The following is a 24,859-nucleotide window of genomic DNA, read 5'->3' as shown; positions in this document are numbered from 1 at the left end:
GTTACCTACCGCCAGCAATCTGGCGCGCCCACGAGTCCACCCAGCCGTCGAGGTTGCCCTGTAGCTCCTCGTAGGTGAACGTCACGGGGTTCTCGGGTTCCTTGGCGTACTTCCGGAACTCGTCGCTGAGGGGTGCCCAGTCGGTCGCGGGGAACTGGACGTTGAGTTGCGCGATTTTGGTCTGGGCGCGCTTGGTGAGCACGAAGTCCATGAACTCCTCGGCGAGTTCCGGGTTGTCGGTGTCCGCGAACTTCGCCATCCCCTCGGGGTTGGCGTAGCCCTGGTCGTTGAGGAAGCCGACCTGATGCTTCGTCAGGTCCTTGTCCTGCCGGTTGGCGTAGACCTGGTCCGTGGAGTAGGAGACGACCATCGGGGCCTCGCCGTTCTCGTAGGCGGTGTAGGCGTCGCTCCACGACCCCAGAATCTTGATGCCGTTGTTCTTCAGCTTCTTCCAGTAGTCGAGGTACTGCTCCTCGCCGAGGGTGTTGACGGTCCAGAGCATGAACGCCCGGCCCGTGATGGAGGTCTTGGCGTTCTGGACGATGAGGTCTCCCGAGTACTGGTCTTTCAGCAGGTCTTGGAAGGTCTCGGGCGCGGCGTCGACGCCGCTCTCGTCGTAGACGAGGCTGATGTAGCCCGTGTCGTAAGGCACCGCGCGGTTCTGCGGGTCGAACTTCAGCCCGTCTTTGACCTGCCCGTAGTTCGAGAGTTCCGAGCCGGTCGAGGCGAACAACTGCTTGTCGCCGAGTTTCTCGTCGATGCGGATGAGGTGGTCGACGTTCAGGCCGACGTAGACGTCGGTGTCGATGTCCACGCCTTGGGCGGCCCGCTGGATGAAGTAGTTGACCTCGTTGTCGGGCGTCTGGTACTTCACCGTCACGTCGGGATGGCGCTTCTCGAAGGCCTTCTTGAGCCACCCGCCCGGCGCGGTGCTGGGCGCGTCGATGAACGAACTGTAGGTTGCGACCTTCAGCGTCCCGCTGAGGGACTTCTCGGTCGTGGTTTCGGTTGTCTCCTCGGTGGTCTCCTGCATCGGCGTCTCGGTCGGAGTGGCCTCGGTCGTGGTGTCTTGGTCGCCCTCGTCGCCGCCGACACAGCCAGCGAGGCCGACGACCGTCGCCGTCGCGCCGTGTTTCAACAGGGTTCGTCGTCTCATTACTCGGTGGTTACATTCGGTGATACTTAACTGGCCGGATGTGGGGCGCTGATACGGTCCGACGGCAGACGCCTTCGGGCGGCGTCTACGCAATTAATAAATTGTTTTTACAGTTAATGACTCATTCTAAAGCAAATTTTACATTCCTCAGAGAACGCTCACCGACCACTCCACCGGGACGAGCGGCCGGGGCCGCGAGGAGCGTTCATCGCTACGACTCTGCTCCCGGCGTTTCTTCCGGATAGTCGAACCCCGCATCCTGCGGTATCCAAACGTTCAAACCGGATGGCGGGCTAACTCCTCGCCAGTGACTTCCCGCGATTCGTGGCGCGAGGTCTTCGGCCACGACGACCCCTACGACGAGCAGGTAGACGGCATCGAGACGGCCATCGACACCGCCCAGCAAGGCGGGTTCGCGGTCGTGGAGGGTGCCTGCGGGACCGGCAAGACCATGCTGGCGCTGACCGCGGGCATCCACCTCGTTCGGAACCCCGACAGCGACTACGAGCGCGTGGTCGTCCTGACCAGCGTCAAACAGCAGCTGCGGCAGTTCGAGGAGGACCTCCGGACCATCAACGCCAACCTCCCGGCCGACTGGGACCCCGTGACCGCGCTGACCCTCGTCGGCAAGGCCGACGTGTGTCCGTACAACCGCGAGAACGCGGGCGGCATCGACGACGCGAACGTCTACGAGCGATGCGAATCCCTCCGCGAGGACACCCGCGCCATCACCGGCGAGGGCGGAGCCACCACCGCGCAGAATCTCGTCTCGCGTGCGCGGAGCCAACAGACCGGCCTCGCCGACTCGGGCGCGCAGGGCCGGAACGCGGCCTCGTACCTCGAAACCGCCGACGAGCCGACCCCCTACCCGCCCGAGATGCCGGAGTACGACAACCTCGAATACTGCCCGTTCTACGCCCAGTTTCTCGAAGATGTGCCCGACGACGGCGACCCCGTCGAGGCCGTTCCCTTCGACTTCGACAGCATGGGTCTCATCGACCCCGAGGAGTTGGTCTCCCTGTCGGTCCAGCACGGTACCTGCCCGCACTCGATGATGGGCGCGATGCTGGGCCACGCCGAGGTCGTCGTCGGAAATTACTACCACGCCTTCGACCCGGTCACCACCTCCGGATTCACGGGCGCGCTGCTGGACAAGTCCACGTTCGTCGTCTGCGACGAGGCCCACATGCTCGAACCCCGCGTCCGGGACCTCGTCAGCGACGCGGTGGGCGACAAGACCCTGCGAGACGCCGAGTCAGAACTCACTCGGGTCATCCAGCCCCTCAAATTCGACGGCGACAAGGAGACCCACACCGCCGCCGACGCCGATTTGGTCCGGGGGGAACTCGAAGACAGCGACGTATCCCTCTCGGACATCGAGGCGACCCGCGACTTCTTCCGCGACTTGCGGGAGGAGCTCGACCGCCGGGTCACGGCCCACCTCGAACGCGAACACCGCGGCTGGAAGTCGAACCTCCACGACCTGCCCGACGACGAGATTCCCCTGCGCGACCCGACCGAACCCCAACCCGACGAAATCTCGGAGTGGGCCGAAAGCGAGGGCTACCACGACGGCATCTGGGTCAAGGCCGAGGCGGTCGGCGCGGTCGTCGCCCGCATCCTCGACGAGGCCGAGGACGACGAGAAGGAGCGCGCCGCCCCCGCCGCGGGCCGAGTCCTCGGCGAGTGGTACCGCAACGACCACGAACACTACTTCCGGGAAATCGAACTCGAACGCACGTGGAACGAGAAGGAACCCGACTCCTCGTGGCGGCGCGCCTACAACGCCCGCCTCGCCATGCAGAACTGCGTGCCCAGCGACGCCATCGGCGAGCAACTCGCGGAGTTCGGCGGCGGCGTCCTGATGAGCGCCACGCTCGAACCCCTCGACGTGTTCGAGGAGGTCACGGGACTGAACCACCTCGAAACTGAGCAGGGCCGCCCCGTCGTGGACCGAACCTACGGCCTGAACTTCCCCGAGGAGAACCGCGAGAGCTTCGCCGTCGCCGCGCCCAAGTTCACCTACGACAACCGCGGTGCCCCCGGAGAAGAGACCCAAGCCCGGCAGGTCTACGCCGACGCGCTCCGCGACGTGGCGACCTCCTCGCCGGGCAACGTCCTCGTCGGGATGCCCAACTACGCCGAGGCCGAGTGGGCCGCCGAGAGCCTGCGAGAGAACTCTAGCGTCGAGAAACCGGTCCTGTTGGACGAGAGCAGCGCCGACGACGTGACCGAGGACTTGAAGGCCGAGTTCTTCGGCGGCGAGGGCAAGGTCCTCGTGACGAGCCTCAGGGGCACCCTCACCGAGGGCGTCGATTACGAGGGGGACAAACTCAGCGCCGCGGTGGTCTGTGGCGTCCCAATCATCAACACCGCGAGTCCGAGAACGAAGGCCGTCAGGACGGCCTACGACCGCGCCTTCGGCGACGGCTTCGAGTACGCGCTGACGGTTCCCGCCGTCAGAAAGGCCCGCCAAGCCCTCGGTCGCGTGATTCGCGGCCCGGAGGAGGTCGGAGTTCGGGTCCTCGTTGACTCCCGGTACGCCCGCGACTCGTGGGACAGCGTCCGGAAGTACTTCCCGGAGACCGAGCGCGAGGAGTTCCAGCCGGTCACTCCCGACATGCTCTCGCTCGGTCTCGACAGGTTCTGGTAGTCCCCGACCCGAACACCCCTTCAACGAGGCGAGGATTTTTGCCGAGCGCCCTCACAGATAGGCACATGACCGAGCCGCCGCTTGCAATCGAGACCGTCCTCGTCCCCGTCGATGGAAGCGACGAGTCGGTCGAGGCCGTCGAGTACGCCGTCGCCGTCGCCGAACAGTACGACGCGTCGGTCCACGCGATGTACGTCCTCGGCGAGGAGCTAGTCCGAGGCATCGAGAGCGGAGCCGTCGCCAAGGAGGACGTCCTCTCGGACACCGAGACGTTCATGGACACCGTCCGTGACCTCGCCGACGAGTACGACGTGACCGTCTCGACCTCGAACGCCTTCGGCTTCTCGACCACCAGAAAGACCCAACATCCCGGAAGCGCGGTCCTCGACACCGCCGAGGACGTCGATGCCGACTTCATCGTCATCCCGCGCGAACCCCTCAGCGGGGAACCCGGCGAAGTACTGGAGAAGGCCGCCGAGTACGTGCTGTTGTACGCGAGCCAGCCCGTGCTGTCGGTGTGAGACGGCCGTTACTGGTCGTTCTCCTCGTCTGCGTCGTCTTCGTACCTGTTCCGTCGGAGGAGCAACTTCGTCAGTAGTGCCGGACCTTGGTGACTGCGCTGGCCTGTTTCGGCGGGCGTTCGTGACTGTTCTGCCATACCGACTACTTCGACTCTTTCGACTATAAAGCTACGGCAAGCGCAGTACAGACGATACCAACGACGAGGAGTACCTGCGTCGTCAACAGCAGATACCCGTTTAATCGTATCTCTGACCCGTTTTCAGCTATCCAACCGCCGAAGTTGTAGAGTAAGTTTTCTTTCCAGTTCTCGTCGTCGAAGTCACCGTCTGCGAGTCGTGTGACGTACTCTTCGTTCGGCCCGAGATAGATGTCCGATTCGCTGTACGTGAACGTTCCCGCGACGAGCGACCCGACGAGTGCGAGACTACCCATGCTAGCGAACACAGGGTCGAACAGTCCTGCCTCGATTCGCCACGCCGAAAGGAGTGCGCCGACGAGGAGAACCGTTATCCTGACCGTCCGCACCGCTTTCGTATCCATGTCAGCGAGCGTCTCGCGTTGGGCCTCCAGCACCGCTCTCGCCTCGTCGTACGTCACCTCGCGGCGCTCGTCTTCGTCGTGTAGTGCCATCCGGAACGGAGTTGTCCCGGCTTCCGGTTTAAAATTCGACCTGCTCTACCACCCGACTCACAGGCGCAGGACCATCTCGATTTCGAAGCTCTCGGTGCCGTGGGTTTCGAATCCGACCGACTCGTAGAGGTTGACCGCGGCGTGGTTCCAGCGCTCGACCGTCAGCCAGACCTTCTCGACGCCGTTTGCCTGCCCGTGACCGAGGAGGCCCTGCATCAGCTTCGACCCGATTCCGGCGCGCTGGTAGTCCTGATGCACGAAGATGGCGAGTTCGTGGGCGTCCTCGTCGGGGACCAGCGTGGCGTGGCCGACCGCTCGGTCGTCGTGCCACGCCACCACGTTCAGGCCCTCCAGCAGGTTCTCGAACCAGTCGCGGACCCGCGACTCGGTGGCCGGTGGGATGCCCTGCGCGCGGTCGGCGGGAGCGAAGTCGGTGTACATCTCCACGACCGCCTCGAACTCGCCCTCGGCGTAGGGCCGAATCTCGATTTCCCGGCCCTCCTTGTCCTCGAACGACAGCGGTGGTTCGGGGAAGGACCCGGCCTCCTCGTCGGGGTAGCGACGCTCGCTTCGACTCATCGTACTAGCTTGACGCTCACCGGGGAGTTCAGCAGGACGAACTCCGAGATGTGGCCCAGTTTGATTTTGCCCATCGGACTGCGCTGGCCGCCGCCGAGGACGATCTGGTCGAACCCTTCGCGCTCGGCGAGGTCCACGAGTTGGCTTCCGGGGTCGCCCGAGAGCTGGCGGACCTCGGCCGAGAACTCGGCGTCTTCGAGCGTCTGGAACACCCGCGACTCGATTTCGTCGGTCGCGCGGTCGCTTTCGGGGTTTTCGAGGACGACGACGGTCAGGTCGTCGCCAGCGGCCTGCGCACGCTCTACAGTTTCTTCGAGCGCGCGCAGCGAGTCGTCGCTTCCGCCGATTCCGAGCAGGACGTTCATATCTCCCCCAACCGCGCCCTCCGACAAAACAGTTGTGTGGCGACCGACTCCGTGCCACTCCGGGACAGACGATACGCTTTTCCACCTCCCACCGCTACCCCGATTCATGGCAGACGACCCACCGCGTCCCTCCGAGAACGACAATCAGGACGCCGAAGCCGACCCGACTCGCACCACGGACGCCGACCGCGAGTCGAACCCCCCTGCCGACGCCGAATCCGAGGCCAGCGACGACGCGACTGCTGACGCGACCGAGGCCGAAGAAGACGCCACAGACGACGTACCCTCTGACGACGAAATCCCCGAGTCGGACGACATTCCCTCGGACGTTCGCAAGTACGAGCGATTCAAGAAGATGGACGGCGCGGAGTACGACCGCGTCAACGAGTTCCTGCGCGACCGGACCTACATCACCGCCCGCGAGTGGGCCATCGCCCGGCTCTGCGCCGACTTCCGGACAGAAACCGGGGTCGAGATGACCAAAATCGGCGAGAACCTGCCGGAACTCGTCCCGTTCATGACCGACACCTACACCCCGCAGGCGGTCAATCAGGCGCGCTCCTCGTTCGAGGACAAGGTCCGGCAGGCGGGCGCGACCTTCCTCTACGGCGCGATGTCCGGATTCTTCACCGCCGAGGAGCTAGACGACATGATGTACGAGGTGACCGAGGTCGCCAAGTTCCTGCTGGAAGTCGAGGGCGTCGATTTGTCCGTCGACGAGGAACTTGAGGCCGAGGACCGAATCTCGGGCGTGATGCGCGAGGTCCGGTCGGCCAGCGAGCAGTTGCGCCACGACGAACTGGAGTGCCCCAACTGCGGCCACGAGATGGAGGCCTCGGACGCCGACGCGGGTGCGGAAGCCGACGACTGAGAGATTTAATCCGTCAGTCCTCCTCGTGTTCCTCGCTCCCGGCGACGAACGGCCCGATGAACAGCGTCGATTGGGAGACCGTCGCCAGCCGCGAGATGTACGAGATGAGCGTCACGAACGGGAGGAGTGCGATTGTGACCGCGGTACTCACGAACCAGAGCCGATTCTCGACTCCGAAGGTCGTGGCGGGGAAGACGCCGGGGTCGTAGATTTGCGTGGCGTAGAACGCCAGCAGTAGTGACGGGAGGCCGACGTAGAGTAGCGCCCGCGAGAAGTTGATGAACTCGGTCCGGATGTAGGTCGTCTTCAGGTAACTCCGCGCGGTGACGAACAACTCGATGGCGTTTATCATCTCGACCAGCGCCTCCCTCTCCTCGTCGTTCAGTTGCTCTTCGTACTCCTTGCGAATCAGGCGCAGGCGTCGTATCTTGCCCGAGGTGTCGAGATTCATCGCTGCCGCGACCGCCTCGAAGTCGCCGAACTTCGCGTCTTCGAGATCGTCGTTGACGCTTCCGGCGTCGGATTCGAGGTCGCGGGCGAACGCTTCGAGGTCCGACTGGAGGTCCGGGCCGCCGTCGATGGCGTCGGGGAGCGAGGAGGCCCGGTCGCGGAGCGCCGACACGAGGTCGTCGAGATACTGGCCCGGCGAGAGGGGACTCACGGTGTCGTCCAGCAGGCCCTCGCTCCGCCTGCGGAGTCCCATCGTGTCCTCCAATCGGCCGCGCTGGTCGCTGACCGGCCCCAACTCCGGCGAGAGGACGAGTTGATTGATGGAGAGGACGATGGTCACGACCGAGACGACGGTCTTCATCAGTTCCACGAGCGCAGTCGCTGGCGAGACGCCCCGCGTGAGGAATCGCTGGACCGACACCGGGCCGAAGGTGCCGACAGCGACGGTCAGCAGAAAGGTGCCGACGCCGAGGAGGCCGACGACGACCCATCGGTTCGCGTCGAGCAGGAACCAGCGCTTGACGTCGAACAGCGCGCGCCGGAGCGCTCCTCGGTCGGGTTTCTCGATGGTGTCGGTGATTTCGGTCGGCGAGTCGATGTCCCCTCCGAGCATTCGCCAGGGAGGTTCGGCGTTCGGCCGTATTGGTCCATCGGCCGAGCGTGTTGGTTCGTCGGGTGAGAGTGTAGAAGTGGTCGCTCGTTCGCGTTCGCCTCCTCGTCGCGTCGCCTCACTCGGCGTCTACGTCCGTCTCCTCGCCCTCGCCGGTCGGCGGGCCGAAGTTCTGGGGTTCGTCGTGGGTGAACTCGATCTGCTCGTCGGTCAGCGTCCGGACGTAGGTGTGCATCTCTCCGGCGCTCTCGGCGGTCGTGAGCATCGTCTGGGCGTTCTGGGCGTCGTAGTAGGCCGGGTAGAGGACGGCGACTTCGCTGTCGCGGTCCTCCATGGCGACCACGAACAGGACCAGTCCGTCGGCCATCGCCCGGAAGGCCTCGTAGGCGTCGAAGGCCACGCCGCCGTCCAGCAGCGATTCGAGTTCGGCGAACTCGTCGTCGGGGACCAGCACGTCGAGACCGAACCGCTCGTCGTTGTCGTCGGGCACGAGCGCGGTCACGTCGCCGGGGTGGAGTTGGAGCGTGTCCCACCCGTCGGCCTCGTACTCGTCGGCGGTGGCCTCCATGTCGGAGATGATTTCGTCCCAGAACTCCGCGGCCCGGAGGTGCGTGCCGGGGATTTCGCCCGCCTGCTCGAACCCGGCGACCGGGTCCTCTTCGGCGAGTTCTTCGAGGTCCGCTTCGTCAAAGTCTTCGGGTACTTCGGCGTCGTCCGCCAACTCGTCGCGCTCCTCGGCGTCGTCGCTCATGGTTTCGAACGCGGCTTTAAAGGGTAAAAGTCTTGGTACTCGGGGGCACTCAGCGCCACCCTTCGCCCGAACTTTCTTACTCGCAGTCGTCGTCCACGAGGTGGGGGAGAAACTATGAGTTCACAACGGGAGCGTCAGACTCGACAGTCACGACGCAGTAGCCAAACGCGCCGAAGCGGTCGGTCTCGACGCGGCGGCCGAATGGGGAGCAGTAACGAATCCGGCGGGCGACGACCGCAGATGTTCCGGTCCGCGGTGGGGCTTCCGGAGGAGACCCGCCGAACGATGGTCGGGATGCTCAACCAGAGCCTCGCCGACACGACCGACCTGATGACCCAATGCAAGTTCGCCCACTGGAACGTCAAGGGGATGAACTTCTACCAGCTGCACCTGCTGTTCGACGAGATAGCCGAGACGCTCGAAGAACACGCCGACATCATCGCCGAGCGCGCGACGGCGCTCGGCGGCGAGGCCAACGGCACCGTCCGCTCGGCGGCGTCCAACACCCGGATTCCCGAGATTCCGGCGGACGTGACCACCGGGCCGGAGTACGTCGAGGCGCTGGTCGAGCGCGTCGGCATCCACGGAAACAACCTCCGGCGCGAAATCGAGGCCGCGGTCGAGCGCGACGACGAGGACACCGCCGACATGTACACCGAACTCTCGCGGGAGGTGGACAAGCAACTGTACTTCCTCGAAGCGCACCTGCAAGCGGTCGACCCCGAGGCGATTCCGCAGCGTCCGGGCGCGTCGATGCAGGAAGGGGTGCAGGGCGCGGGCTCCTCGCAGGGCGGTCAGCCCTCGCAGTACCGCGAGCAGTCCCAGACGAGCCAGATGGGCGGTCAGTCCGGTCGGGCAAGTGGTCAATCCGGACAGATGAGTAGTCGGAGCAGTCAGACCAGCCAGACGGGCGGCCAATCCGGTCAGACGAGCGGTCAGACTCAGAGCCAACCGCCTCGGACCGACCGCCGATACGGCAGTTCCGGCTACTGAGAACCAACTGTTAGCGACGGCGAAGAAATAAATACAGTTCTTTAAGAACCAGATAGATTTCTTTAAGACAACTATAGGTTTCTGAAGCGGCGCTTTCGCGCCACGCGCTATTCGACCTCGACGCCCAGCACGCGCTCGGCCGCCGCGCAGACCTCCGAAACCGACTCCTCGGGGGCGTAGACCCCGAGTCGCCACTGGGCGCGTCCGGCGGCCCGCAGGCCCTCGACCAGCGGCGACTCGTCGGCGAGTCGCCGCACTTCGCCGTCCACGACCACGCGGGTCGAGGTCTCGGGCATGCTGGGTTCGCCGGGCGTGTCCACCAGCACCTCCTCGGGCGACACCCCGGCGACGCCCGCGATGTCGCGCTCGAACGACCGAACCGCCTCGCGGTCGGCGCTGACGACCGACTCCGGTACCGCGTCGAACTTGGCCCAGACCGCGCGCTTGTAGAGGTCCCGATGTTCGAGTCGCCGGGCGGCGTCGGCGGTCTCCTCGCAGTCCCGCAAAGTCCCCAGCAGGCGCGCGTCGGTCATCCGGGCGAACTGGGCGGCGTCCAAATCGGTCGAGTCAAGCAGTCGCTCGCTGGCGCGTTCGAGCATCTCGCCAGCGATGCGCGAGACGTGGTGGCGGTAGACCGTCGCGTTCATCAGCGTCCGGGCGACCAGCGTCCCCTCGGCGGTCTGGACGTTGCCCGCGGAGAGGACCAACTCGTCGTCGCGGAACTGGAGCGCCGCCAGCAGGCGCGAGTGGTCGATGGTGCCGTAGGGGACCCCGGTGTGGTGAGCGTCGCGCACGAGGTAGTCCATCCGGTCCACGTCGAGTTCCCCGGCGACGAGTTGGCCGAGTTTCCCCTGCCCCTCGACCAGTTCGGCCACCTCCGCGGGACTGAGGCCGTGGGATTCCAGCACGTCGGCGAGGCGGCCCGACGCGAGGAGGTCGCCGACCTCGTCGTGGTGCTTGCCGAGTCGGCGCTCGATGATGCCCTCGGTCTGGTGGCCGTAGGGACCGTGGCCCACGTCGTGGAGGAGCGCGGCGGCCCGGACCGCCTTCGCCCGCTGCCCCTCGACGCCGAGGAGCGAGCAGGCCTCGCGGGCGAGGTAGTAGACGCCGAGGCTGTGTTCGAACCGGGTGTGGTTCGCGGAGGGATAGACCAGTCGGACCGTGCTGAGTTGCTTGATGTGGCGCAGGCGCTGGAGTTCGGGCGTGTCGAGCAGGTCCGAGGCGAGCGGGCAAACCGGGATGTGGTCGTGGACGCTGTCCTTGATGGCCTTCATGGCTTCCGGGTTGCGCCACCGCGAACAAAGTTCTAGCGCAGTCGGCCGACCACGCGTCGCTCGAAGGAAACGGTGAAACGCCGCGGCCCCGAATCGCCGCGCATGCCCTACGCGGACAACGGCGGCGTCTCTATCCAGTACGAAGTCAGCGGCGACGCGACCCAGAGCGACACCCCCGTCGTCCTCCTCGCGGACGCGGGCTACGGCCCGTGGCAGTGGAGTTGGCAGTATCCCGCGCTCGCCGGTCCCTACGAGGTCGTCGTCCCGAGTACGCGCGGCACCGGCGACTCCGACGCGCCCGACTCCTACAGCATCGCGGAGATGGCCGCGGACCTCGAAGCCGTCCTCGCCGACCACGGCGCGCGCAAGGCCCACCTCGTCGGCGCGGGGATGGGCGGAATGGTGGCGCTCCAGTACGCTCTCGACTACTCTCGCGCTCGAACGCTGACGATTCTCGGCTCCTCGCCGGGCGGTCGGCGCGCGGAACCCATCTCCGACGACGTGCGCGAGCGACTGGCGGCCAACCCCGAGGAGACCTCCTCGCTCCGAACGTCGCTCGAACCGGTCGCCAGCGAGGAGCTATTCGAGACCGAGGACCTCCTCGAACGAATCCTGCGCTGGCGACGCGCCGAGGACGCCACCCCCGAGGCCCAGCGCGGCCACCTCGACGCGATGGCCGACTTCGACGTCAGCGACAGCCTCTACGAAATCACGACGCCCGCGCTGGTCCTCCACGGTGCCGACGACCGGGTGATTCCCGCCGAGAACGGCCGTCTGCTGGCAGACGGCCTCCCGAAGGGCGAGTTCCGGGAGTTCCCCGGCGAACGCTTCTTCTTCGTGGAGCAGTCCAAGGCGGTCAACGACGCGCTCGTCGGGTTCTTGGCGGACTACGAGGAAGGAGAGTGACCTTGCCATGAGGAAAACTGAGTCGGATACTCCTGACGAGAACGAGTTGGCTATTGCCTATCGGAGTGCGTCCGAGAGCGCTGAAACACTCTCCGAGGAGTGGGGAGACGTGTCGAGCGAAGCGTGGAGAAGGTTGGAGAAGTAACCGTGACGGGGAGGAAAGGCTGACGCAACTCAACAACTAAATCCACCAGCAGACGCTCGGCGAGACGATTGGCACGTTTGGGTGGACTGAAAGGGGCCGGTCGCTTACGTCCACTGTAGTCGTCTCAGCGTGGCGCTATTTCGCGGGCGCAGTTCTGCGCCTGCAAAATCTCCCGCTGAGCGACCACGACTCTCATAGAGAAGAAGTCGGTGACTGCTCGCTCTGAATCGCGTTTTTCGAGTCGCCGCAACAACGCCTACGGTCGCCCGCGCCGAACCTCCTTCCATGACGCTCTCGCTCTCACGCCGGGCCGCGCTCTGGGGGGACCGAACCGCGGTCGTGGACGTGGACGCCGACCGCCGGGTCAGCTACGCCGACCTCGAATCCGAGGCCGACGCGATGGCGCGCAGGCTCTCGGCGCTCGGCGTCGGGCCGGGCGACACGGTAACAGTCGTGTCTCGGAATCGCGTCGAGACGCTGGCGCTCCTGTTCGCGGTCCGGCGACTCGGCGCGATTTTCGCGCCCGTCTCTCACCGACTCACGCCCGCCACCGTCGAGCGCCCGCTGGAGACAATCGACCCCGAGGTCGTCGTCCACGAGGAGGCCCAGCGCGACCTCGTCCGGGGCCTCCCCGACGAGCAGACCCACTCGTTCGAGGATTTGGGTCGCCACGAGGGGGCCGACTACGAATCGGTCGAGCGCAGTCGAGAAGACTCCCTGCTCTACCTCCACACCGAGGACGGCGAGCGCGTGGTGGACTTCCCGGCGCGAGCAGTCGAGTGGAACTGCATCACCGCGGCGGCCGCGTGGGGCCTCGGCCGGGACGACTGCGCGCCCGCCTTGTTCCCCTTCTCGGACGCCGACGGCCTCCTCCGGCTCGCGCTCCCCCTGCTCTACGTCGGCGGGCGAACCGCCCTCCTCCGGGCGTTCAACCCCGAGGACGCGCTCTCGGCGGTCGAGGAGGAAGGCGCGACCCTGCTCCTCGGCGGCGCGACCGAGTACCGCGAACTGGTCGAGAACGAGGCGTTCGCGGACGCCGACCTCGGGAGCGTCGAGTGGTTCGGCACGCGCTCGGCGCTCCCCGCCGACGCCCGCGAGGAGTTGGCCCGGCGCGCGCCGGTGGTCCGGACCTACGGCCGAGTCGATACCGGGCCGAACAACCTCTACGTGCCGCCCGACCGAGCGAGCAAAGCGGACGGGGACGACGACTTCGGCCCCGACTGCGTGGGCCGACCCGTCCCCGACTGCGAGGTCCGAATCGCAGGTGCGGGGGACGCGGAACCTGACTCCGAGGTCGGCGAACTCCAGTTCCGCGGGCCGGTGACGCCCCGCGGATACCTGACAGCGGATGGCGGTACCGACGAATTTTCGGAGTGGGTCGCCGCGGGCGACCTCGCCGTCCGCGAAGACGGCGACTACTACCTCGTGAGTTCGGCGGGCGACTCGGACTCCTCGGAATCCGAGTCGGCCCGTATCGACCCCGGCCGAGTCGAGCGAGCGCTCGAAGCCCGGTCCGGCGTCACCGCGGCCGGAGTAGTTCCGGCGTCCGAGGGCGTGCTGGCGGCGTTCGTCGGCGAGGCCGACCCCAGCGAACTCCGCGAATTTCTGGGCGACGAACTCCCCGACGGCGCGGCCCTGCCGGAACTCGACCGCGCGGAGTCGCTCCCCCGGCGCTCGACCGGTGAACTCGACCGCGCGGCACTTCGGCGGCAACTCTCGGGCGAGGAGCAATTCGGTGAAGAGTGACTCGGCGAGGACTGAGCGTTACGCGCCGTCGTTCTCCGAGTCGGCCCCCTCGTCGCCGAGGTTGAGACCGGCGACGAGTCGGTTCGTGATGACGCGCCGGACGATGTCCACGAGTTCCGCGTCGGTTCCGTCGGTGGTCAGGTCGGCGAACACGCCCAGCGGGACCTGCCCGCCCGCCATCTCGCGGTGGCCGCCCGCGCTCCCCACGTCCTCGAAGATGTCGCGGAGCGCGTTGCCGACGTGGACTCGCGGGTCGGTCGAGCGGGCGCTGAGTTCTATCTCCTCGTCCACGATGCCGAAGACGATGGCGGTCTCGACGCCCTCCAGCGTGGCGAGGTAGTCGGCGGCCTGCGGGAGCGAGTCGCGCTCGCTAGTCCGGCCAACGTGGGAGATGAGGACCGACCCGCGGACGATGCGGTTGCCCACCGCGTCGGCGATGGCGTCCACCGTCGCGCCGCTGACCGCGGGCGTGGCGAGTCGCCGGAGCATCTCCATGTCGGCGTGACCGTGGAGAGTCTGGGCGGCCCCGTACTCGTCGCCGGTCACTCCTCGGAGGAACCCGAGCGTCTCCCGGCGGATGGCGAACAGCAGGCCGGTCGCCAGAATCTCGTCGAACTCCACGTCCAACTCGCGGACGTACTCCGTGAGGATGGTCGCGGTCGCGCCAACTCCCTCGCGGTGGTCCACGAAGCGCGCCTCGATGGCTTCGGCGGAGTGGTGGTCGATGACCACGTCGATGGGCACGTCGTCGGGGACCTCGTTGTTCACGCCCGGCACCGAGTGGTCCACGAACGCGACCAGCGAGTCCTCGGCCCGCTCGCGGACGCTCTCGGCCTCGAACTGGACGAGGTCCACTTCGAGCAGGTTGACGAACGCCCGGTTCTGCTGGTGGGAGATGTCGCCGCTGTAGAGGATGCGCCGCTCGTCGATTCCGGCGTGGGCCGCGATGCGACCCAGCGCCAGCGCGCTCGCCAGACAGTCCGGGTCGGGGTTGTTGTGGCAGACGATGAGGAGTTCGTCACCCTCGGCGAGGAGGTCGTAGAGGTCCGCTGATTTGGTCATTGGTGCCGTTATTTGTGATACAGGGCTAAGAGGCTGTGGCCTCCTCTGGCGGCGCTCGGTGTCACTTGCCTTCGTTTGGGTGGACTGAAAGGGGCCGCCCGGTCGCGCAACGCTTGGTCGTCTCTGTGAGCCACTATTTCCGCGCGAGCGGTGCGGAGAGCGCGGAAATATCTCACAGAGCGACCGCGACCGGGCGGGGGCTTTCTAAACAGTCTCTCCCGTACTCCCGGCGGTAGTCCCCGTCGTGTCTTTGCTTGCCGCCGATACTGAGTACCGGCAGAACTCCCCACAGCGCAACACCTTTTGAACCGGGAGCCCTTCGTGTTCGACAATGAGTCGATTGCGAATCGCGTTCGTCAACGCCGCACACGACGGCACCGACACCCGGCGGAACTTCCGGCGGGAGTTGGACGCCGACCTCGTGGAGTTCGACGCGACGGGCGGCGACCTGCCCGAGACGCTGGACTTCGACGGCGTGGTCGTGTCGGGGTCCCGGTCGTCGGTCTACTGGGACGAGGAGTGGATTGCGCCCACGAAGGAGTGGGTCGGCGAGGCCATCGAGGCCGGTCTCCCTTGCCTCGGCGTCTGTTGGGGCCACCAGCTCCTCGCGGACGTGCTGGGCGGGGAAGTCGCCGACATGGGCGAGTACGAAATCGGCTACCGCGAAGTCGAGCATACCGGCGACTCGCGGCTGTTCGACGGCATCGACCAGCAGTTCACCGTCTTCACGACCCACTCCGACGCGGTGACGTCCCTCCCGCCGGGCGCGGAGGAGATCGCGGCCAACGACTACTCGAACCACGGCTTCCGGAAAAATCGCGTCTTCGGCGTGCAGTTCCACCCCGAGTACGACGCCGAGACCGCCGAGTCGGTCACGAAGGGCAAGGAGTTGCCCGACGAGCGCATGGAGGAAGTGCTGGCTGGCATCAACGACGAGAACTATCGGGCGGCCTGCGAGGCGAAACTCGTCTTCGAGAACTTCTGCGAGTACGTCCGCGAAGTGCGCGAGATAGCGTCCGAGAGCAATAACGAGACGGTTTCTGCATAGGGGATTATTTATTTAGGAATCATCACACTATGTTATCCGCCTATTTATATTGTCTACCGAATCGGTCGTAATCGCCCCGCAACTGCGCCCCGCCCCGTCCTTCCGGACTCGGAACACTCGCCGAGTCCGAAACCAGCGAACCCCGGAGACGCTGACAGTTCGGGAGATACCGGTGTTCCGCCGACGAAAGCGCCCTCGGTCCCCGAAACACGGTTAACTCGGCGAACTGGTCAGTCCATAGACCTTTATGCGAAAGCGTCGAAACCGGAGACATGCGCCGCAACGCCCTCCTGCCGATTTGCGTCTGCCTCCTGCTCGTCCTCGCGGGGTGCAACGCCCTCCCCGGAGGCGGCCCCGCCGTCGAGGAGACGACCACCGCATCGCCGGGTGAGACCACTGCTGGCGGGCCGACCCTGAACGAGGAGGCCCTCCCGCCGGGCCTCTCCGCCTCCGGCGTGACCGACGCCGGGGCGCTCGCCGCCGCCCACGAGGACGCCCTCGCGGGCCAGTCGTACACCTACGACCGCGAGGTCCGGGTCGTCGCAGACAACGGTACCCAACTCGGCGAGTGGAGCCAGCACACGCAAGTCGGGAGCGACCGCCTCCGGTTCAACCACACCCAGACCGGAACCGGCGTCAGCGTCGCTGGCGTCCCCATCGACGACACCCGCGTCTACACCAACGGGTCGGTCACGTACTGGAACACCAGCATCTTCTCCGAGGACTTCCGTCGGGAGTCCGGCCGGGGCTTCGCGGAGAACACCTTTAGTAGCGAGCAACTCCTCGCCGACGTGCTGAACGCCTCCGAGACGACCGTCTCGGCGGTCGAGCGTGACGAGGACGTGTCCGGCGAGGAGGGAACGCGGTACCGCGTCCGGGCCACCACCGAGGCCGAGACGTTCAGCTACAACGCGCCCAACGGCACCGCCGAGGTCAACGCGACCAACGTCACGGCTACCGTGCTGGTCGCCTCCTCCGGCCTCGTTCGCAACGTCACCTACGAGTTCGACTTCGAGCGAGAGAACGTCTCGGGTCACCGCACGATGACGGTCCGCTACTCGCAACTCGGCGCGACCGAGGTCGCGGTCCCGGCGTGGGTCGAGGACGCCGAGCGAGCGACCAACGAGACCCGAAAGGCACTCGCTGACGACCTCGCGCCCGGCCTGAACGAGTCGGGCGTCACCGACGCGGCCGCGCTCTCCTCGGCCCACGCTCGATACCTCCGGAATCGGTCGTACACGGTTCGCTCGAACATCACCGTCAGCGACCTCGACGGGACGGTCCGAGCGCGCGGCAACTCGACCAAACGAATCGCACACGACCCGCTCCGACTCACCAGCGACAGCGACGTGAGCGGCCATCCTCGACTCGCGGGTCTCTACCAACACGACATGTCGGTCTGGGCTAGCGAGAACGGCACGTGGTACGCCATCGAGCGCCCGAACGGGACGACCTACCGGAAGGTCTCGAACGAACTCCGGCCGCCGTTCGCCGCTCGAACGAGCCGTGATACCCTCTTCGTCCTCTTCAGCGCGCTGAACACGACGACCGAAGGCGTCGGCGACGGACCGGAGGGAGCGAGTTACTTGGTCGAATCGACCGGTATCCGCAACCCCGACACGCTGGCCGGACAACTCCGGGCCGATTCGGTCCGAAACGTCTCGCTGTCGGCCATCGTCGGCCAGCAGGGCCTCGTCCGCGAATACCGCATCGCGTACACCGCGACCCGGGGGAACAACACGACCCGAGTCCGGCAGACCGTCCAGTTCACCGCGCTCGGCGAGACGACGGTCGAGCGCCCGGCGTGGCACGACGAGGCGAAGAACGCCACCGCGGAGGAGTAGCCCGTAGCCGGATTAACTCGGCCGGTCGTCCTGCTGGCGGTCAACTCGGCCGGTCGGCGGCGTCGGCGATGTCCGCTGTCGTCTGGCCCGGCGCGATTTCTGTCGCAAGAAGCGTCCGGTGGGTCGCCAGCAGAATCAGAATCGAGGCTCCGACGAGGAGCGCGTCGGTCGGCGACGAGAGCAGGCCGAGCGAGACGATGAGCGTCGTCGCGCAGGCCGGGGCGTGCCGGAGGTCGGCGGCGACCATCCCGGCAGTCGTCAGCATCACCGAGACGACGCCGCTGACCGCCAGCGAAGCACTCGCGGTCGTCATCGCTGGCGGCGGCGCGGTCACGGCGACGCCGGACGCCAGCGCGTGGTAGGTCGCCAGTCCGGCCAGCACGCCGACAGCGTGCCCGCCAGCGACTCGTCGGGGATGGCTCGCCGGGGCCGACGGCTTGGTCGCCAGCAGGAAGGCCGAGGGGCCGAGGCTCGGAAAGAGGAAGGTCCGGCCCGACAGCACCGCGAGCGCGCCGACTACGACCAGCAGCGCACCCGCCGTCGCACTCTCGCGTAACTCCTCTCGCACGTCTCCCTATCGCGGACCGAACCGGAAAAGTCCTCCCGAACACGACTGGCGGGAGATACCTCGTTTCCGTCTGCCGGTTTTCCCGCTCGCCCTCTTTAAACACCTTGACTAGTGAACCAACAGCGACACCCCGTCTCGCGGGCTACTCATAAAGAGAGATGAACAACGACCTAGCTGAGGGTAACGGAGGTTCGTCCCCGACGACGCCGTCCCCGGACGAACCCGACTTCGACGTACCGCCACTGTCGCAGGACAACGTCTTCGACGCGCTGTCCTCGAAGCGGAGCCGGTACGTCCTCGTCGCTCTCCGAGAGGCCGACGACCCTCTCGACCTCCGCGAGTTGGTGGACACCGTCGCCGCGTGGGAGACGGACAAGCCGATCGACCTCGTCTCAGAGGAGCACTGCAAGCGCGTGTTCACCTCGCTTCGCCACTCCCAGTTGCCGAAACTGGCGATGATGGGGCTGGTGGAGTACGACGACGAGGAGTCGGTAGTCTCGCGCGGTCCGTACGCCGAACAGACCGACGCCTACCTCGACATCGCGGCGAGTCGTGACGAGAGCATCGACGTCTAGCACTGTCGAAGCCGCGCTATTTTCGGCGACACTCCCAGACGAGTAGGAGCGCTTTTCACGGTTCCGCCCGCAACTCCCGTCATGCTCGATTACGTCTCGCTGGAGGACGACCTCGACGAGGAAGAGCGGATGATTCGAGACACCGCCCGACAGTTCGTCGAGGAGCAAGTCAAGCCCGACATCGCCGACCACTTCGAGGAGGGAACCTTCCCGACCGACCTCATCCCCGAGATGGGCGAACTCGGCTTCTACGCGCCGAACTTGGATGGGTACGGCCTGCCGAACGTCAGCGAGAAGGCCTACGGTCTCCTGATGCAGGAGTTGGAGGCGGGCGACTCCGGCATTCGCTCGATGGCGAGCGTGCAGGGGGCGCTCGTGATGTACCCCATCTACGCCTACGGCTCCGAGGAGCAGAAGGAACGCTGGCTTCCGGGCCTCGGCACGGGCGAGTTGGTCGGGTGTTTCGGCCTCACGGAACCCGAACACGGCTCGAACCCCTCGGGGATGGAGACCTACGCCGAGAAAGATGCGGGAGAGTACGTCCTCAACGGCTCGAAGACGTGGATTACCAACTCCCCCATCTCGGACGTGGCGGTCGTCTGGGCGCGGGACCGCTCGGCCGAGGACAATCCGGTCCGGGGCTTCCTCGTGGAGACCGACACAGACGGCGTGACGACGAACAAGATAGACGAGAAGCTCTCGATGCGCGCCTCCGTCACGGGCGAAATTGGCCTCAACGACGTGTACGTCCCCGAGGACGCCGTCCTGCCCGGCGTCTCCGGCATGAAAGGGCCGCTGTCGTGTCTCACGCAGGCCCGGTACGGCATCGCGTGGGGTGCGGTCGGCGCGGCCCGCGATAGCTTCGAGACGGCCCGCGAGTACGCCACCGAGCGCGACCAGTTCGGCGGCCCCATCGGTCGCTTCCAGATTCAACAGCAGAAGCTCGCCGAGATGGCGACCCAGATTACGACGAGTCAACTGCTGGCGCACAGGCTGGCGGACCTCAAAGAGCGCGGGGACCTGCGACCCCAGCACGTCTCGATGGCCAAGCGCAACAACGTCCGGATGGCCCGCGACCAGTCGCGGGTCGCCCGGGAGATGCTCGGCGGCAACGGGATTACGACGGACTACTCGCCGATGCGCCACATGGCGAACATGGAGACGGTCTACACCTACGAGGGCACCCACGACATCCACACGCTGATTCTGGGCGAGGACCTCACCGGAATTCCCGCCTACGAGTGACGCGCTAGCGTCTGAGTAGGTCGGGAATTTCGGTGAGCAGACCGGGATTGCCGCTTACGAGTGACTCGGAAGGACTAAATCTATATTTCTTTAGCAATTGTAGACATTGTTTATTGACCTCGATAGACGACTCTCGTGAGTTGCACCGAGGTAGCGACTTCCGACACGAAGCAGACCGCGACCGCACCGCAACAGGACGGCTACTTCAGGCTTGAACAAAGCCGTCTGCCGCCCCGCCGCCGCACCGAACCTCGTCCTCCCCAACCTCGTCGGCCGCCGGTGGCGGCCGACTCCCTCGCACGAGGAGTGCACGCAGAACTGCGCGCACTCCCGCGCGCCGAGTGGACCAATCCACCGTGGGTGGGGTAAAGGGGCCGGTCGCTGAATCCCGCCCGGACGACGGAAGCACCGCAGGCCGGAGGCCGAGGAGCGCAACGAGTCCCGGCGGGTTCAGCGACCGGGGGCTTTAGAGGACAACACCACGTCGGTTCCCCCGCTCACGCCGGTCCTGCTGTCTGCTACCGTCACTCTCCTTCCGAACGAGTCACTTTTCACACCCTGCACCCAACCCACGACCGTAAAGTGAACCTTCACGTCCGCTACGAGGGCGACGACGACCCCGACAAGTGTACGGCCAGAAAGCTGGCCCGGTTCGACCTCGCCGACCTCCACCGGAGCGCCGGGGCGACCCCCTACGGAATCGTGCTGAACCCCCACGCCGAGCAGGCGCTCTCGCCCGCCGACCGGGCCGAGACCGACACGCTGGTCGCGCTCGACTGCTCGTGGGAGACCGCCGAGCGCGCGCTGTTCGAGATGCCCGGCGTCCACCGCGCGCTCCCCTTCCTCGTGGCGGCCAACCCCGTCAACTACGGCAAGCCCTTCCAACTCACCACCGTCGAGGCGTTCGCCGCCGCGCTCGTCGTTCTGGGCGAACGCGAGCGGGCCGAGGAGATTCTGGCCAAGTTCACGTGGGGCGAGACCTTCCTCGAACTCAACGCCGAACCCCTCCGGCGCTACGCCGACTGCGAGGACTCGACCGAAGTGGTCGAGATTCAGCAGGAGTATCTCGACGCCGGAGACGAGCAGGCGGAAGACGAGAGCGCGTAGCTACTCGGTTCTATTTTCCGATTCGGCGAGTCCCTTGCCGACGAGCGCGATTACTGTCCCGTTCCGACTCAGATTTCCGACCGTCGCCGACGCGCGGTTTCGCTCGCTGTCCACCGTCGTCGCCGCACGCCGCCAGCCCTCGCCCGCGTCGAAGCGCCAGAGCGAGAGGTCCTCCTCGGTCACACTCGCACCCTCGACCGCGGCGTCGGTGTACGTCACCGACAGCGTGAGGGCGGCCTCCTCGCCGGTCGGAAGCGCGAACAGCGGGTCGCCGACGACCGGCCGCTCGGTTATCGGAAGCGGCGGAGCCTCGACCGCCGAGTCGAGCGCCGCGTCGCGGACCTCGAAAGAGAGGTTCGTCTCGCCGATAGCGACCGATTCGCCGACCGCGGTCGAGTTCTCCGCGGCGTAGAGCGGCCACTCGGTCCCAGAGTTCGCGGACAGCGCGAGATTCCGCAGGCGACTGTCCTCGGCCCGCGAGAGCGCCACGTCGGCGAAGCCGTTCTCCGCGAACGAGGAGTCCGCAATCGTCGCGTTCGCCGACGCGAAGACCGCGAGTCCGAACTGGCTGTGCTGGCTCGCGTTGACGCCCGACACCGTCGCGCCGCCGGAGCGCCGGACCGAGATTCCCGCGAGGTTGTCCGCGACGGTCAGGTCCGCGAGGCGGGCGTCGGGCGAGTTCCGGAGGAAGACCCCCGTGTTGCTCCCGCGGACCTCGCCGCCCCGGAGTTCCACGCCCGGCGCGTTCTCCACGAAGAAGCCGTCGCCGAGGTTGTTCACCGCCGAGACGTTCCGGAGGGTCGCGTCGGTCGCGCCCACCACGGCGACGCCAGCGCCCCACCGAGTCGTCGTGAGGTTCGTGACGGTGACGTTCGAGGAGCGGCCCCTGACCAGCACCCCGACGACGCCGGGTTCGCCGCCGGGTCCGGCGGCGAGGGTGTGGCTCCCGCCGCGGAGGGTCACGTCGTCGGCCCGAATGGCGATGCAGGCCCCGAGGCCCGACCGGGGTCTGGTCGGCGAGGCGTTCGCCACGTCGTCCGCGAGGACGTACTCGCCGGACTCGGTGATGGCGGTGCAACGCTCGATTTCGGTCGGGGCGGTCTGCGCAGTCTGCTCGACTGGCATCGGCCCTGCCGCCGCTCCTGCGGGCGCGACGACTCCCAGAACCATCCCGAGGACGGCGGCGATTGCGAGACACTTCGCTGTGCGTCCGATTGCCATGCACCAGTACTCGTCGGACGGGGAGTTAGGGCTTGTCGCCGCCTGCGCCGGATGCGAGTTCGCCCTCCGTGGTCCGCGAGTCGGCCCGGCGGCCGGGCGACTCTGTAAGGTTTAAATGCGGTGACGGCCAACCGGTCGGTATGGCTAGCTTCGAGAAGGCGGAAGCCCGAATCCTCGACAAGATGATCTGCATGCGGTGCAACGCTCGCAACCCCCACGGAGCCGACAACTGCCGCAAGTGCGGCTACGGTAACCTCCGGCCCAAGAGCAAGGAACCGCGCAACGCCTAATCCGGCGTCGCTCGGTTTCGTCCTCGCTCCGGAAACGCCCTGTTAGTTACTTCTCTGTCGTTTTGTCGGCGGACGACTTCTACCCTCGGAACCCAAACACTTTCCTCGCGTGCTGAGTAGCCGCGAGCGATGTTCGGACGAGACGCCGTCGCCGACTCCGACCCCTCGATTCTGGTCGTGGTCGGCGCTCCCGCGGTCGTGGCAATCGCAGTCGGCTGGCTCCTGCCGATTCACCGGTCGCTCCAGTCGGGCGTCGCCATCGTGCTGTGGCTGGCGCTGCTCTTCCCGTGGCTCCTGTACGTCAAGGGCTGACGTGGGAAATAGGACTCACTCGCCGGACCCGGGGTCGCCGGTCTCCTCGATTCGAGCCTCGTACTTCGCCAGCGCCTCGTCCAAGGCCTCGTCGGCATCCACGTCCAGCGACTCGGCGACCGCCAGCAGCGAGAACAGCGCGTCGCCGAGTTCGTCGGACTTCACGTCCAACTCGTCGGGGTCGGCCCCGTAGCCCGTCGAGTCGGCGGCGTCCTTGGCGATTTCGCCGACCTCCGAGGCGAGGTCGAGTATCTGGTAGGCCGGTTCGCCCTCCATGTCGTGTTTTTCGAAGAAGTCCGCGACTTTCTGTTGGGCTTTCATTTCCAGACTGGAGACAGGAGGCCGGAGCGTGAAAACGATTTCCGATTGGTCCTCGGAGGAGAGGCTACTCGTCGGAGTCCGTCACTCCTCGGGATACTTGGGTTCGCGGCGCTCGGCCCGCTCCAGCGCGCGCTCGACGACTTCGCGCACGTCGCCGTGGAACTCGTCGCCGTGCCCGGCGTACATCGACTCGACGCCGTCGCCCATCCGGTCCAGAATCTCGCGGATGCTCTCGATTTCCCGCTCGCGGGACTGGCCGGTCATGTCGGTCCGGCCGAAACTCCCGTCGTCGAACGCGCCGTCGTTGTAGACGACCACGTCGCCGCTGAAGATGGCGGAATCGCTGATAAAGGCGAGGTGGTCGTCGGCGTGGCCCGGCGAGTAGACCGCCTCGAACTCCTCGTCGCCGATTTCGACGGTGTCGCTGTCCTCGATTTTCCGGGTCCGGCGCGGGTGGTCGTCGTAGCAGAGCAAGTCTGGGTCGTAGGCGTCCAGCACGGTGTCGAGTTCGGCGACGTGGTCGCCGTGCTGGTGGGTCAGGACGACCGCGTCCACGTCGTCTACGTGGTCCGCGATAACATCGACCACGCCGGGCATGCTTCCGGCGTCGACCAGCACCGTCCGGTCGCCCTCGGCGAGATAGGCGTTGCAGGTGAACGTCTCCGCGTCGGCGGTGACGTTGTGAACTTGCATGCCGGGGTGTTCGACCGCACCCCTCAAAACGTTGACGGGCGGCAGGAGACTTTAGTGGTCCAAGCGTGTATGTACAACTACACATGGGATTTGGGAGCTACGACGAGTCCGAACAGGACAACCAGGATTACGACGCTGACCTGGACGACGACAGCGGTGTATCAACAGAAGAGAACTCCCACGAAGGTAGCGTGGACTTCGAAATCGGCGCGTCGAACGACGAACTCCTCGACCGCCTGAAAGACATCAAAGACGAAGAAGCCTGACGTGAAGTCCGGCGTCCGTGCGCTCGGAGTCGCCGAATCGTATCGGGAACGTCGTAGCACGCTCGCAGGCGTCGTCACTCGCGCGAGTCGCGTCACCGATGGCTTCGCCTACGAGACCTGCACCGTCGGCGGACTGGACGCCACCGATGCAATCGCTGACCTTTTTTCGAGACTCGGCCGAGAGGACGTGAGATACGTCTTCGTCGCTGGCATCGCGCTGGCGTGGTACAACGTCGTGGACCTGCGCCGCCTCGCCGACGAACTCGACCGCCCCGTAATCTCGGTCACGTTCGAGGAGAGTCCCGGCCTGACCGAAGCCCTTGAAGCCGAGTTCGAGGGGGAGGAATTACGCGCCCGAACCGAGATTCTCGACCGTCAGCCGCCCCGCGAGCGCCTCGCCCTCAACGACCAGACCGTCTTCGTGCGTTCGGTGGGAGTGGACCCGAGCGAGGCTCGGGACGCAGTTCGGGCCTTCACGCCCGAGGGCGGTCGGCCCGAACCGCTTCGGGTGGCGAGGCTGGCGGCCAGAGCGGGCGACGAGTTGCGGCGAGAAGGCGACTAGCCGTGGTTCGGGGAGAGTAGGTGCGGTGGTGCACTTGAAAGAGAGCAACTGCTATCGATGGCCTTCCTCGGTTCGCACCCCAAGATAATAGCTC

General features: G+C 66.2%; 28 protein-coding genes. 15 read left to right on the top strand and 13 right to left on the bottom strand.

All coding sequences use genetic code 11. The annotated features are described in order from the left end of the window. Position 1: 1 nt before the first annotated feature. A complete protein-coding gene (locus EPL01_RS08315; protein ID WP_135824799.1) occupies positions 2 to 1,156 on the bottom strand; it encodes a thiamine ABC transporter substrate-binding protein in 1,155 nt (384 codons plus the stop codon). Positions 1,157 to 1,463: 307 nt separating this feature from the next. Between EPL01_RS08315 and EPL01_RS08310 the strand changes: the two genes are divergently transcribed. Next, positions 1,464 to 3,809, top strand: coding sequence for an ATP-dependent DNA helicase (locus EPL01_RS08310; protein WP_135824798.1), 2,346 nt, complete (start codon positions 1,464 to 1,466; stop codon positions 3,807 to 3,809). A gap of 65 nt (positions 3,810 to 3,874) precedes the next feature. After that, positions 3,875 to 4,330 (top strand): universal stress protein, encoded by a 456-nt coding sequence (locus EPL01_RS08305; RefSeq protein WP_135824797.1) that lies wholly within the window; start codon positions 3,875 to 3,877, stop codon positions 4,328 to 4,330. An 8-nt stretch (positions 4,331 to 4,338) separates the two neighbouring features. Here the strand turns inward: EPL01_RS08305 and EPL01_RS22410 are convergent, their stop codons facing one another. From EPL01_RS22410 to EPL01_RS08290, 4 genes are read right to left on the bottom strand one after another with little or no spacing between them, the layout of a single operon-like run. Continuing rightward, entirely contained in the window at positions 4,339 to 4,467 is a 129-nt protein-coding gene (locus tag EPL01_RS22410; RefSeq protein WP_281275347.1) for a hypothetical protein, read from the bottom strand. 23 nt (positions 4,468 to 4,490) lie between these two features. After that, positions 4,491 to 4,961 (bottom strand): hypothetical protein, encoded by a 471-nt coding sequence (locus EPL01_RS08300; protein ID WP_135824796.1) that lies wholly within the window; start codon positions 4,959 to 4,961, stop codon positions 4,491 to 4,493. Positions 4,962 to 5,018: 57 nt separating this feature from the next. Then, the gene (locus EPL01_RS08295; protein WP_135824795.1) at positions 5,019 to 5,540 is read right to left on the bottom strand and encodes a GNAT family N-acetyltransferase; all 522 of its coding nucleotides are present in this window, start codon (positions 5,538 to 5,540) and stop codon (positions 5,019 to 5,021) included. Next, on the bottom strand, positions 5,537 to 5,905 hold the full coding sequence (locus EPL01_RS08290; protein WP_135824794.1) for a universal stress protein: 369 nt from the start codon (positions 5,903 to 5,905) through the stop codon (positions 5,537 to 5,539). Before EPL01_RS08290 ends, EPL01_RS08295 begins: the two co-directional genes overlap by 4 nt. A 106-nt stretch (positions 5,906 to 6,011) precedes the next feature. Between EPL01_RS08290 and EPL01_RS08285 the strand changes: the two genes are divergently transcribed. Next, positions 6,012 to 6,776: a DUF5806 family protein gene (locus EPL01_RS08285; protein ID WP_135824793.1), complete on the top strand. Its 765-nt coding sequence runs from the start codon at positions 6,012 to 6,014 to the stop codon at positions 6,774 to 6,776. A gap of 13 nt (positions 6,777 to 6,789) precedes the next feature. Here the strand turns inward: EPL01_RS08285 and EPL01_RS08280 are convergent, their stop codons facing one another. Continuing rightward, the gene (locus EPL01_RS08280; protein WP_135824792.1) at positions 6,790 to 7,839 is read right to left on the bottom strand and encodes a DUF7972 family membrane protein; all 1,050 of its coding nucleotides are present in this window, start codon (positions 7,837 to 7,839) and stop codon (positions 6,790 to 6,792) included. A gap of 115 nt (positions 7,840 to 7,954) precedes the next feature. Continuing rightward, positions 7,955 to 8,587: a DUF7529 family protein gene (locus EPL01_RS08275; protein WP_246045652.1), complete on the bottom strand. Its 633-nt coding sequence runs from the start codon at positions 8,585 to 8,587 to the stop codon at positions 7,955 to 7,957. Between the two features lie 240 nt (positions 8,588 to 8,827). On the opposite strand from EPL01_RS08275, the gene dps reads away from it, so the two are divergent. Further along, positions 8,828 to 9,580, top strand: a complete 753-nt coding sequence (gene dps / locus EPL01_RS22010) for a DNA starvation/stationary phase protection protein Dps (RefSeq protein WP_210424102.1) — start codon at positions 8,828 to 8,830, stop codon at positions 9,578 to 9,580. Positions 9,581 to 9,687: 107 nt separating this feature from the next. Here the strand turns inward: dps and EPL01_RS08265 are convergent, their stop codons facing one another. Beyond that, positions 9,688 to 10,854: an HD domain-containing protein gene (locus tag EPL01_RS08265; protein ID WP_135824790.1), complete on the bottom strand. Its 1,167-nt coding sequence runs from the start codon at positions 10,852 to 10,854 to the stop codon at positions 9,688 to 9,690. A 102-nt stretch (positions 10,855 to 10,956) separates the two neighbouring features. Here EPL01_RS08265 and EPL01_RS08260 point away from each other — a divergent pair, with 102 nt between their 5' ends. Together EPL01_RS08260 and EPL01_RS08255 are read left to right on the top strand one after the other, a co-directional pair. Further along, entirely contained in the window at positions 10,957 to 11,760 is an 804-nt protein-coding gene (locus EPL01_RS08260) for an alpha/beta fold hydrolase (protein ID WP_135824789.1), read from the top strand. A gap of 430 nt (positions 11,761 to 12,190) precedes the next feature. Then, a complete protein-coding gene (locus EPL01_RS08255; RefSeq protein WP_135824788.1) occupies positions 12,191 to 13,651 on the top strand; it encodes a class I adenylate-forming enzyme family protein in 1,461 nt (486 codons plus the stop codon). Positions 13,652 to 13,669: 18 nt separating this feature from the next. Here the strand turns inward: EPL01_RS08255 and EPL01_RS08250 are convergent, their stop codons facing one another. Then, the gene (locus tag EPL01_RS08250) at positions 13,670 to 14,713 is read right to left on the bottom strand and encodes a DHH family phosphoesterase (RefSeq protein WP_135824787.1); all 1,044 of its coding nucleotides are present in this window, start codon (positions 14,711 to 14,713) and stop codon (positions 13,670 to 13,672) included. Positions 14,714 to 15,044: 331 nt separating this feature from the next. On the opposite strand from EPL01_RS08250, the gene EPL01_RS08245 reads away from it, so the two are divergent. Together EPL01_RS08245 and EPL01_RS08240 are read left to right on the top strand one after the other, a co-directional pair. Continuing rightward, a complete protein-coding gene (locus tag EPL01_RS08245) occupies positions 15,045 to 15,761 on the top strand; it encodes a type 1 glutamine amidotransferase (RefSeq protein WP_135824786.1) in 717 nt (238 codons plus the stop codon). A gap of 272 nt (positions 15,762 to 16,033) precedes the next feature. Further along, on the top strand, positions 16,034 to 17,605 hold the full coding sequence (locus tag EPL01_RS08240; RefSeq protein ID WP_135824785.1) for a DUF7537 family lipoprotein: 1,572 nt from the start codon (positions 16,034 to 16,036) through the stop codon (positions 17,603 to 17,605). 40 nt (positions 17,606 to 17,645) lie between these two features. Here EPL01_RS08240 and EPL01_RS08235 read toward each other — a convergent pair whose 3' ends face one another. Continuing rightward, positions 17,646 to 18,173 (bottom strand): HPP family protein, encoded by a 528-nt coding sequence (locus tag EPL01_RS08235; protein ID WP_135824784.1) that lies wholly within the window; start codon positions 18,171 to 18,173, stop codon positions 17,646 to 17,648. A gap of 158 nt (positions 18,174 to 18,331) precedes the next feature. Between EPL01_RS08235 and EPL01_RS08230 the strand changes: the two genes are divergently transcribed. From EPL01_RS08230 to EPL01_RS08220, 3 genes are all read left to right on the top strand, one after another. After that, a complete protein-coding gene (locus EPL01_RS08230; protein WP_135824783.1) occupies positions 18,332 to 18,748 on the top strand; it encodes a DUF7344 domain-containing protein in 417 nt (138 codons plus the stop codon). Between the two features lie 81 nt (positions 18,749 to 18,829). Further along, a complete protein-coding gene (locus tag EPL01_RS08225) occupies positions 18,830 to 19,993 on the top strand; it encodes an acyl-CoA dehydrogenase family protein (protein WP_135824782.1) in 1,164 nt (387 codons plus the stop codon). 582 nt (positions 19,994 to 20,575) lie between these two features. After that, the gene (locus EPL01_RS08220; RefSeq protein WP_135824781.1) at positions 20,576 to 21,100 is read left to right on the top strand and encodes a DUF367 family protein; all 525 of its coding nucleotides are present in this window, start codon (positions 20,576 to 20,578) and stop codon (positions 21,098 to 21,100) included. On the opposite strand, the gene EPL01_RS08215 is transcribed toward EPL01_RS08220, so the two are convergent. Further along, entirely contained in the window at positions 21,101 to 22,321 is a 1,221-nt protein-coding gene (locus tag EPL01_RS08215; RefSeq protein WP_135824780.1) for a right-handed parallel beta-helix repeat-containing protein, read from the bottom strand. A 140-nt stretch (positions 22,322 to 22,461) separates the two neighbouring features. Here EPL01_RS08215 and EPL01_RS08210 point away from each other — a divergent pair, with 140 nt between their 5' ends. Further along, the gene (locus tag EPL01_RS08210; RefSeq protein ID WP_135824779.1) at positions 22,462 to 22,611 is read left to right on the top strand and encodes a 50S ribosomal protein L40e; all 150 of its coding nucleotides are present in this window, start codon (positions 22,462 to 22,464) and stop codon (positions 22,609 to 22,611) included. Between the two features lie 129 nt (positions 22,612 to 22,740). Beyond that, positions 22,741 to 22,923: a hypothetical protein gene (locus EPL01_RS08205; RefSeq protein ID WP_135824778.1), complete on the top strand. Its 183-nt coding sequence runs from the start codon at positions 22,741 to 22,743 to the stop codon at positions 22,921 to 22,923. Between the two features lie 15 nt (positions 22,924 to 22,938). On the opposite strand, the gene EPL01_RS08200 is transcribed toward EPL01_RS08205, so the two are convergent. Both EPL01_RS08200 and EPL01_RS08195 read right to left on the bottom strand, forming a co-directional pair. Then, the gene (locus EPL01_RS08200) at positions 22,939 to 23,244 is read right to left on the bottom strand and encodes a MazG nucleotide pyrophosphohydrolase domain-containing protein (RefSeq protein ID WP_135824777.1); all 306 of its coding nucleotides are present in this window, start codon (positions 23,242 to 23,244) and stop codon (positions 22,939 to 22,941) included. Positions 23,245 to 23,325: 81 nt separating this feature from the next. After that, positions 23,326 to 23,937: an MBL fold metallo-hydrolase gene (locus tag EPL01_RS08195; protein WP_135824776.1), complete on the bottom strand. Its 612-nt coding sequence runs from the start codon at positions 23,935 to 23,937 to the stop codon at positions 23,326 to 23,328. Positions 23,938 to 24,020: 83 nt separating this feature from the next. Here EPL01_RS08195 and EPL01_RS08190 point away from each other — a divergent pair, with 83 nt between their 5' ends. Further along, positions 24,021 to 24,203, top strand: a complete 183-nt coding sequence (locus EPL01_RS08190) for a DUF5786 family protein (RefSeq protein ID WP_135824775.1) — start codon at positions 24,021 to 24,023, stop codon at positions 24,201 to 24,203. 1 nt (position 24,204) lies between these two features. Next, on the top strand, positions 24,205 to 24,765 hold the full coding sequence (locus tag EPL01_RS08185) for an endonuclease dU (protein ID WP_135824774.1): 561 nt from the start codon (positions 24,205 to 24,207) through the stop codon (positions 24,763 to 24,765). The last annotated feature ends 94 nt before the right edge of the window (positions 24,766 to 24,859 follow it).

Source organism: Halorussus ruber (genome assembly GCF_004765785.1).
In the GTDB taxonomy this organism is placed as follows: Archaea; Halobacteriota; Halobacteria; order Halobacteriales; family Haladaptataceae; genus Halorussus; species Halorussus ruber.
Note: the sequence above shows the minus strand (reverse complement) of the source record. Positions and strands in the feature narration are given on the sequence as shown.

Coding starts and splice junctions, on each gene's coding strand:
- EPL01_RS08315 (WP_135824799.1), bottom strand. CDS start 1,156: ATGAGACGACGAACCCTGTTGAAACACGGCGCGACGGCGACGGTCGTC.
- EPL01_RS08305 (WP_135824797.1), top strand. CDS start 3,875: ATGACCGAGCCGCCGCTTGCAATCGAGACCGTCCTCGTCCCCGTCGAT.
- EPL01_RS22410 (WP_281275347.1), bottom strand. CDS start 4,467: ATGGCAGAACAGTCACGAACGCCCGCCGAAACAGGCCAGCGCAGTCAC.
- EPL01_RS08300 (WP_135824796.1), bottom strand. CDS start 4,961: ATGGCACTACACGACGAAGACGAGCGCCGCGAGGTGACGTACGACGAG.
- EPL01_RS08295 (WP_135824795.1), bottom strand. CDS start 5,540: ATGAGTCGAAGCGAGCGTCGCTACCCCGACGAGGAGGCCGGGTCCTTC.
- EPL01_RS08290 (WP_135824794.1), bottom strand. CDS start 5,905: ATGAACGTCCTGCTCGGAATCGGCGGAAGCGACGACTCGCTGCGCGCG.
- EPL01_RS08285 (WP_135824793.1), top strand. CDS start 6,012: ATGGCAGACGACCCACCGCGTCCCTCCGAGAACGACAATCAGGACGCC.
- EPL01_RS08280 (WP_135824792.1), bottom strand. CDS start 7,839: ATGCTCGGAGGGGACATCGACTCGCCGACCGAAATCACCGACACCATC.
- EPL01_RS08275 (WP_246045652.1), bottom strand. CDS start 8,587: ATGAGCGACGACGCCGAGGAGCGCGACGAGTTGGCGGACGACGCCGAA.
- dps (WP_210424102.1), top strand. CDS start 8,828: ATGTTCCGGTCCGCGGTGGGGCTTCCGGAGGAGACCCGCCGAACGATG.
- EPL01_RS08265 (WP_135824790.1), bottom strand. CDS start 10,854: ATGAAGGCCATCAAGGACAGCGTCCACGACCACATCCCGGTTTGCCCG.
- EPL01_RS08260 (WP_135824789.1), top strand. CDS start 10,957: ATGCCCTACGCGGACAACGGCGGCGTCTCTATCCAGTACGAAGTCAGC.
- EPL01_RS08255 (WP_135824788.1), top strand. CDS start 12,191: ATGACGCTCTCGCTCTCACGCCGGGCCGCGCTCTGGGGGGACCGAACC.
- EPL01_RS08250 (WP_135824787.1), bottom strand. CDS start 14,713: ATGACCAAATCAGCGGACCTCTACGACCTCCTCGCCGAGGGTGACGAA.
- EPL01_RS08245 (WP_135824786.1), top strand. CDS start 15,045: ATGAGTCGATTGCGAATCGCGTTCGTCAACGCCGCACACGACGGCACC.
- EPL01_RS08240 (WP_135824785.1), top strand. CDS start 16,034: ATGCGCCGCAACGCCCTCCTGCCGATTTGCGTCTGCCTCCTGCTCGTC.
- EPL01_RS08230 (WP_135824783.1), top strand. CDS start 18,332: ATGAACAACGACCTAGCTGAGGGTAACGGAGGTTCGTCCCCGACGACG.
- EPL01_RS08225 (WP_135824782.1), top strand. CDS start 18,830: ATGCTCGATTACGTCTCGCTGGAGGACGACCTCGACGAGGAAGAGCGG.
- EPL01_RS08215 (WP_135824780.1), bottom strand. CDS start 22,321: ATGGCAATCGGACGCACAGCGAAGTGTCTCGCAATCGCCGCCGTCCTC.
- EPL01_RS08210 (WP_135824779.1), top strand. CDS start 22,462: ATGGCTAGCTTCGAGAAGGCGGAAGCCCGAATCCTCGACAAGATGATC.
- EPL01_RS08205 (WP_135824778.1), top strand. CDS start 22,741: ATGTTCGGACGAGACGCCGTCGCCGACTCCGACCCCTCGATTCTGGTC.
- EPL01_RS08200 (WP_135824777.1), bottom strand. CDS start 23,244: ATGAAAGCCCAACAGAAAGTCGCGGACTTCTTCGAAAAACACGACATG.
- EPL01_RS08195 (WP_135824776.1), bottom strand. CDS start 23,937: ATGCAAGTTCACAACGTCACCGCCGACGCGGAGACGTTCACCTGCAAC.
- EPL01_RS08190 (WP_135824775.1), top strand. CDS start 24,021: ATGGGATTTGGGAGCTACGACGAGTCCGAACAGGACAACCAGGATTAC.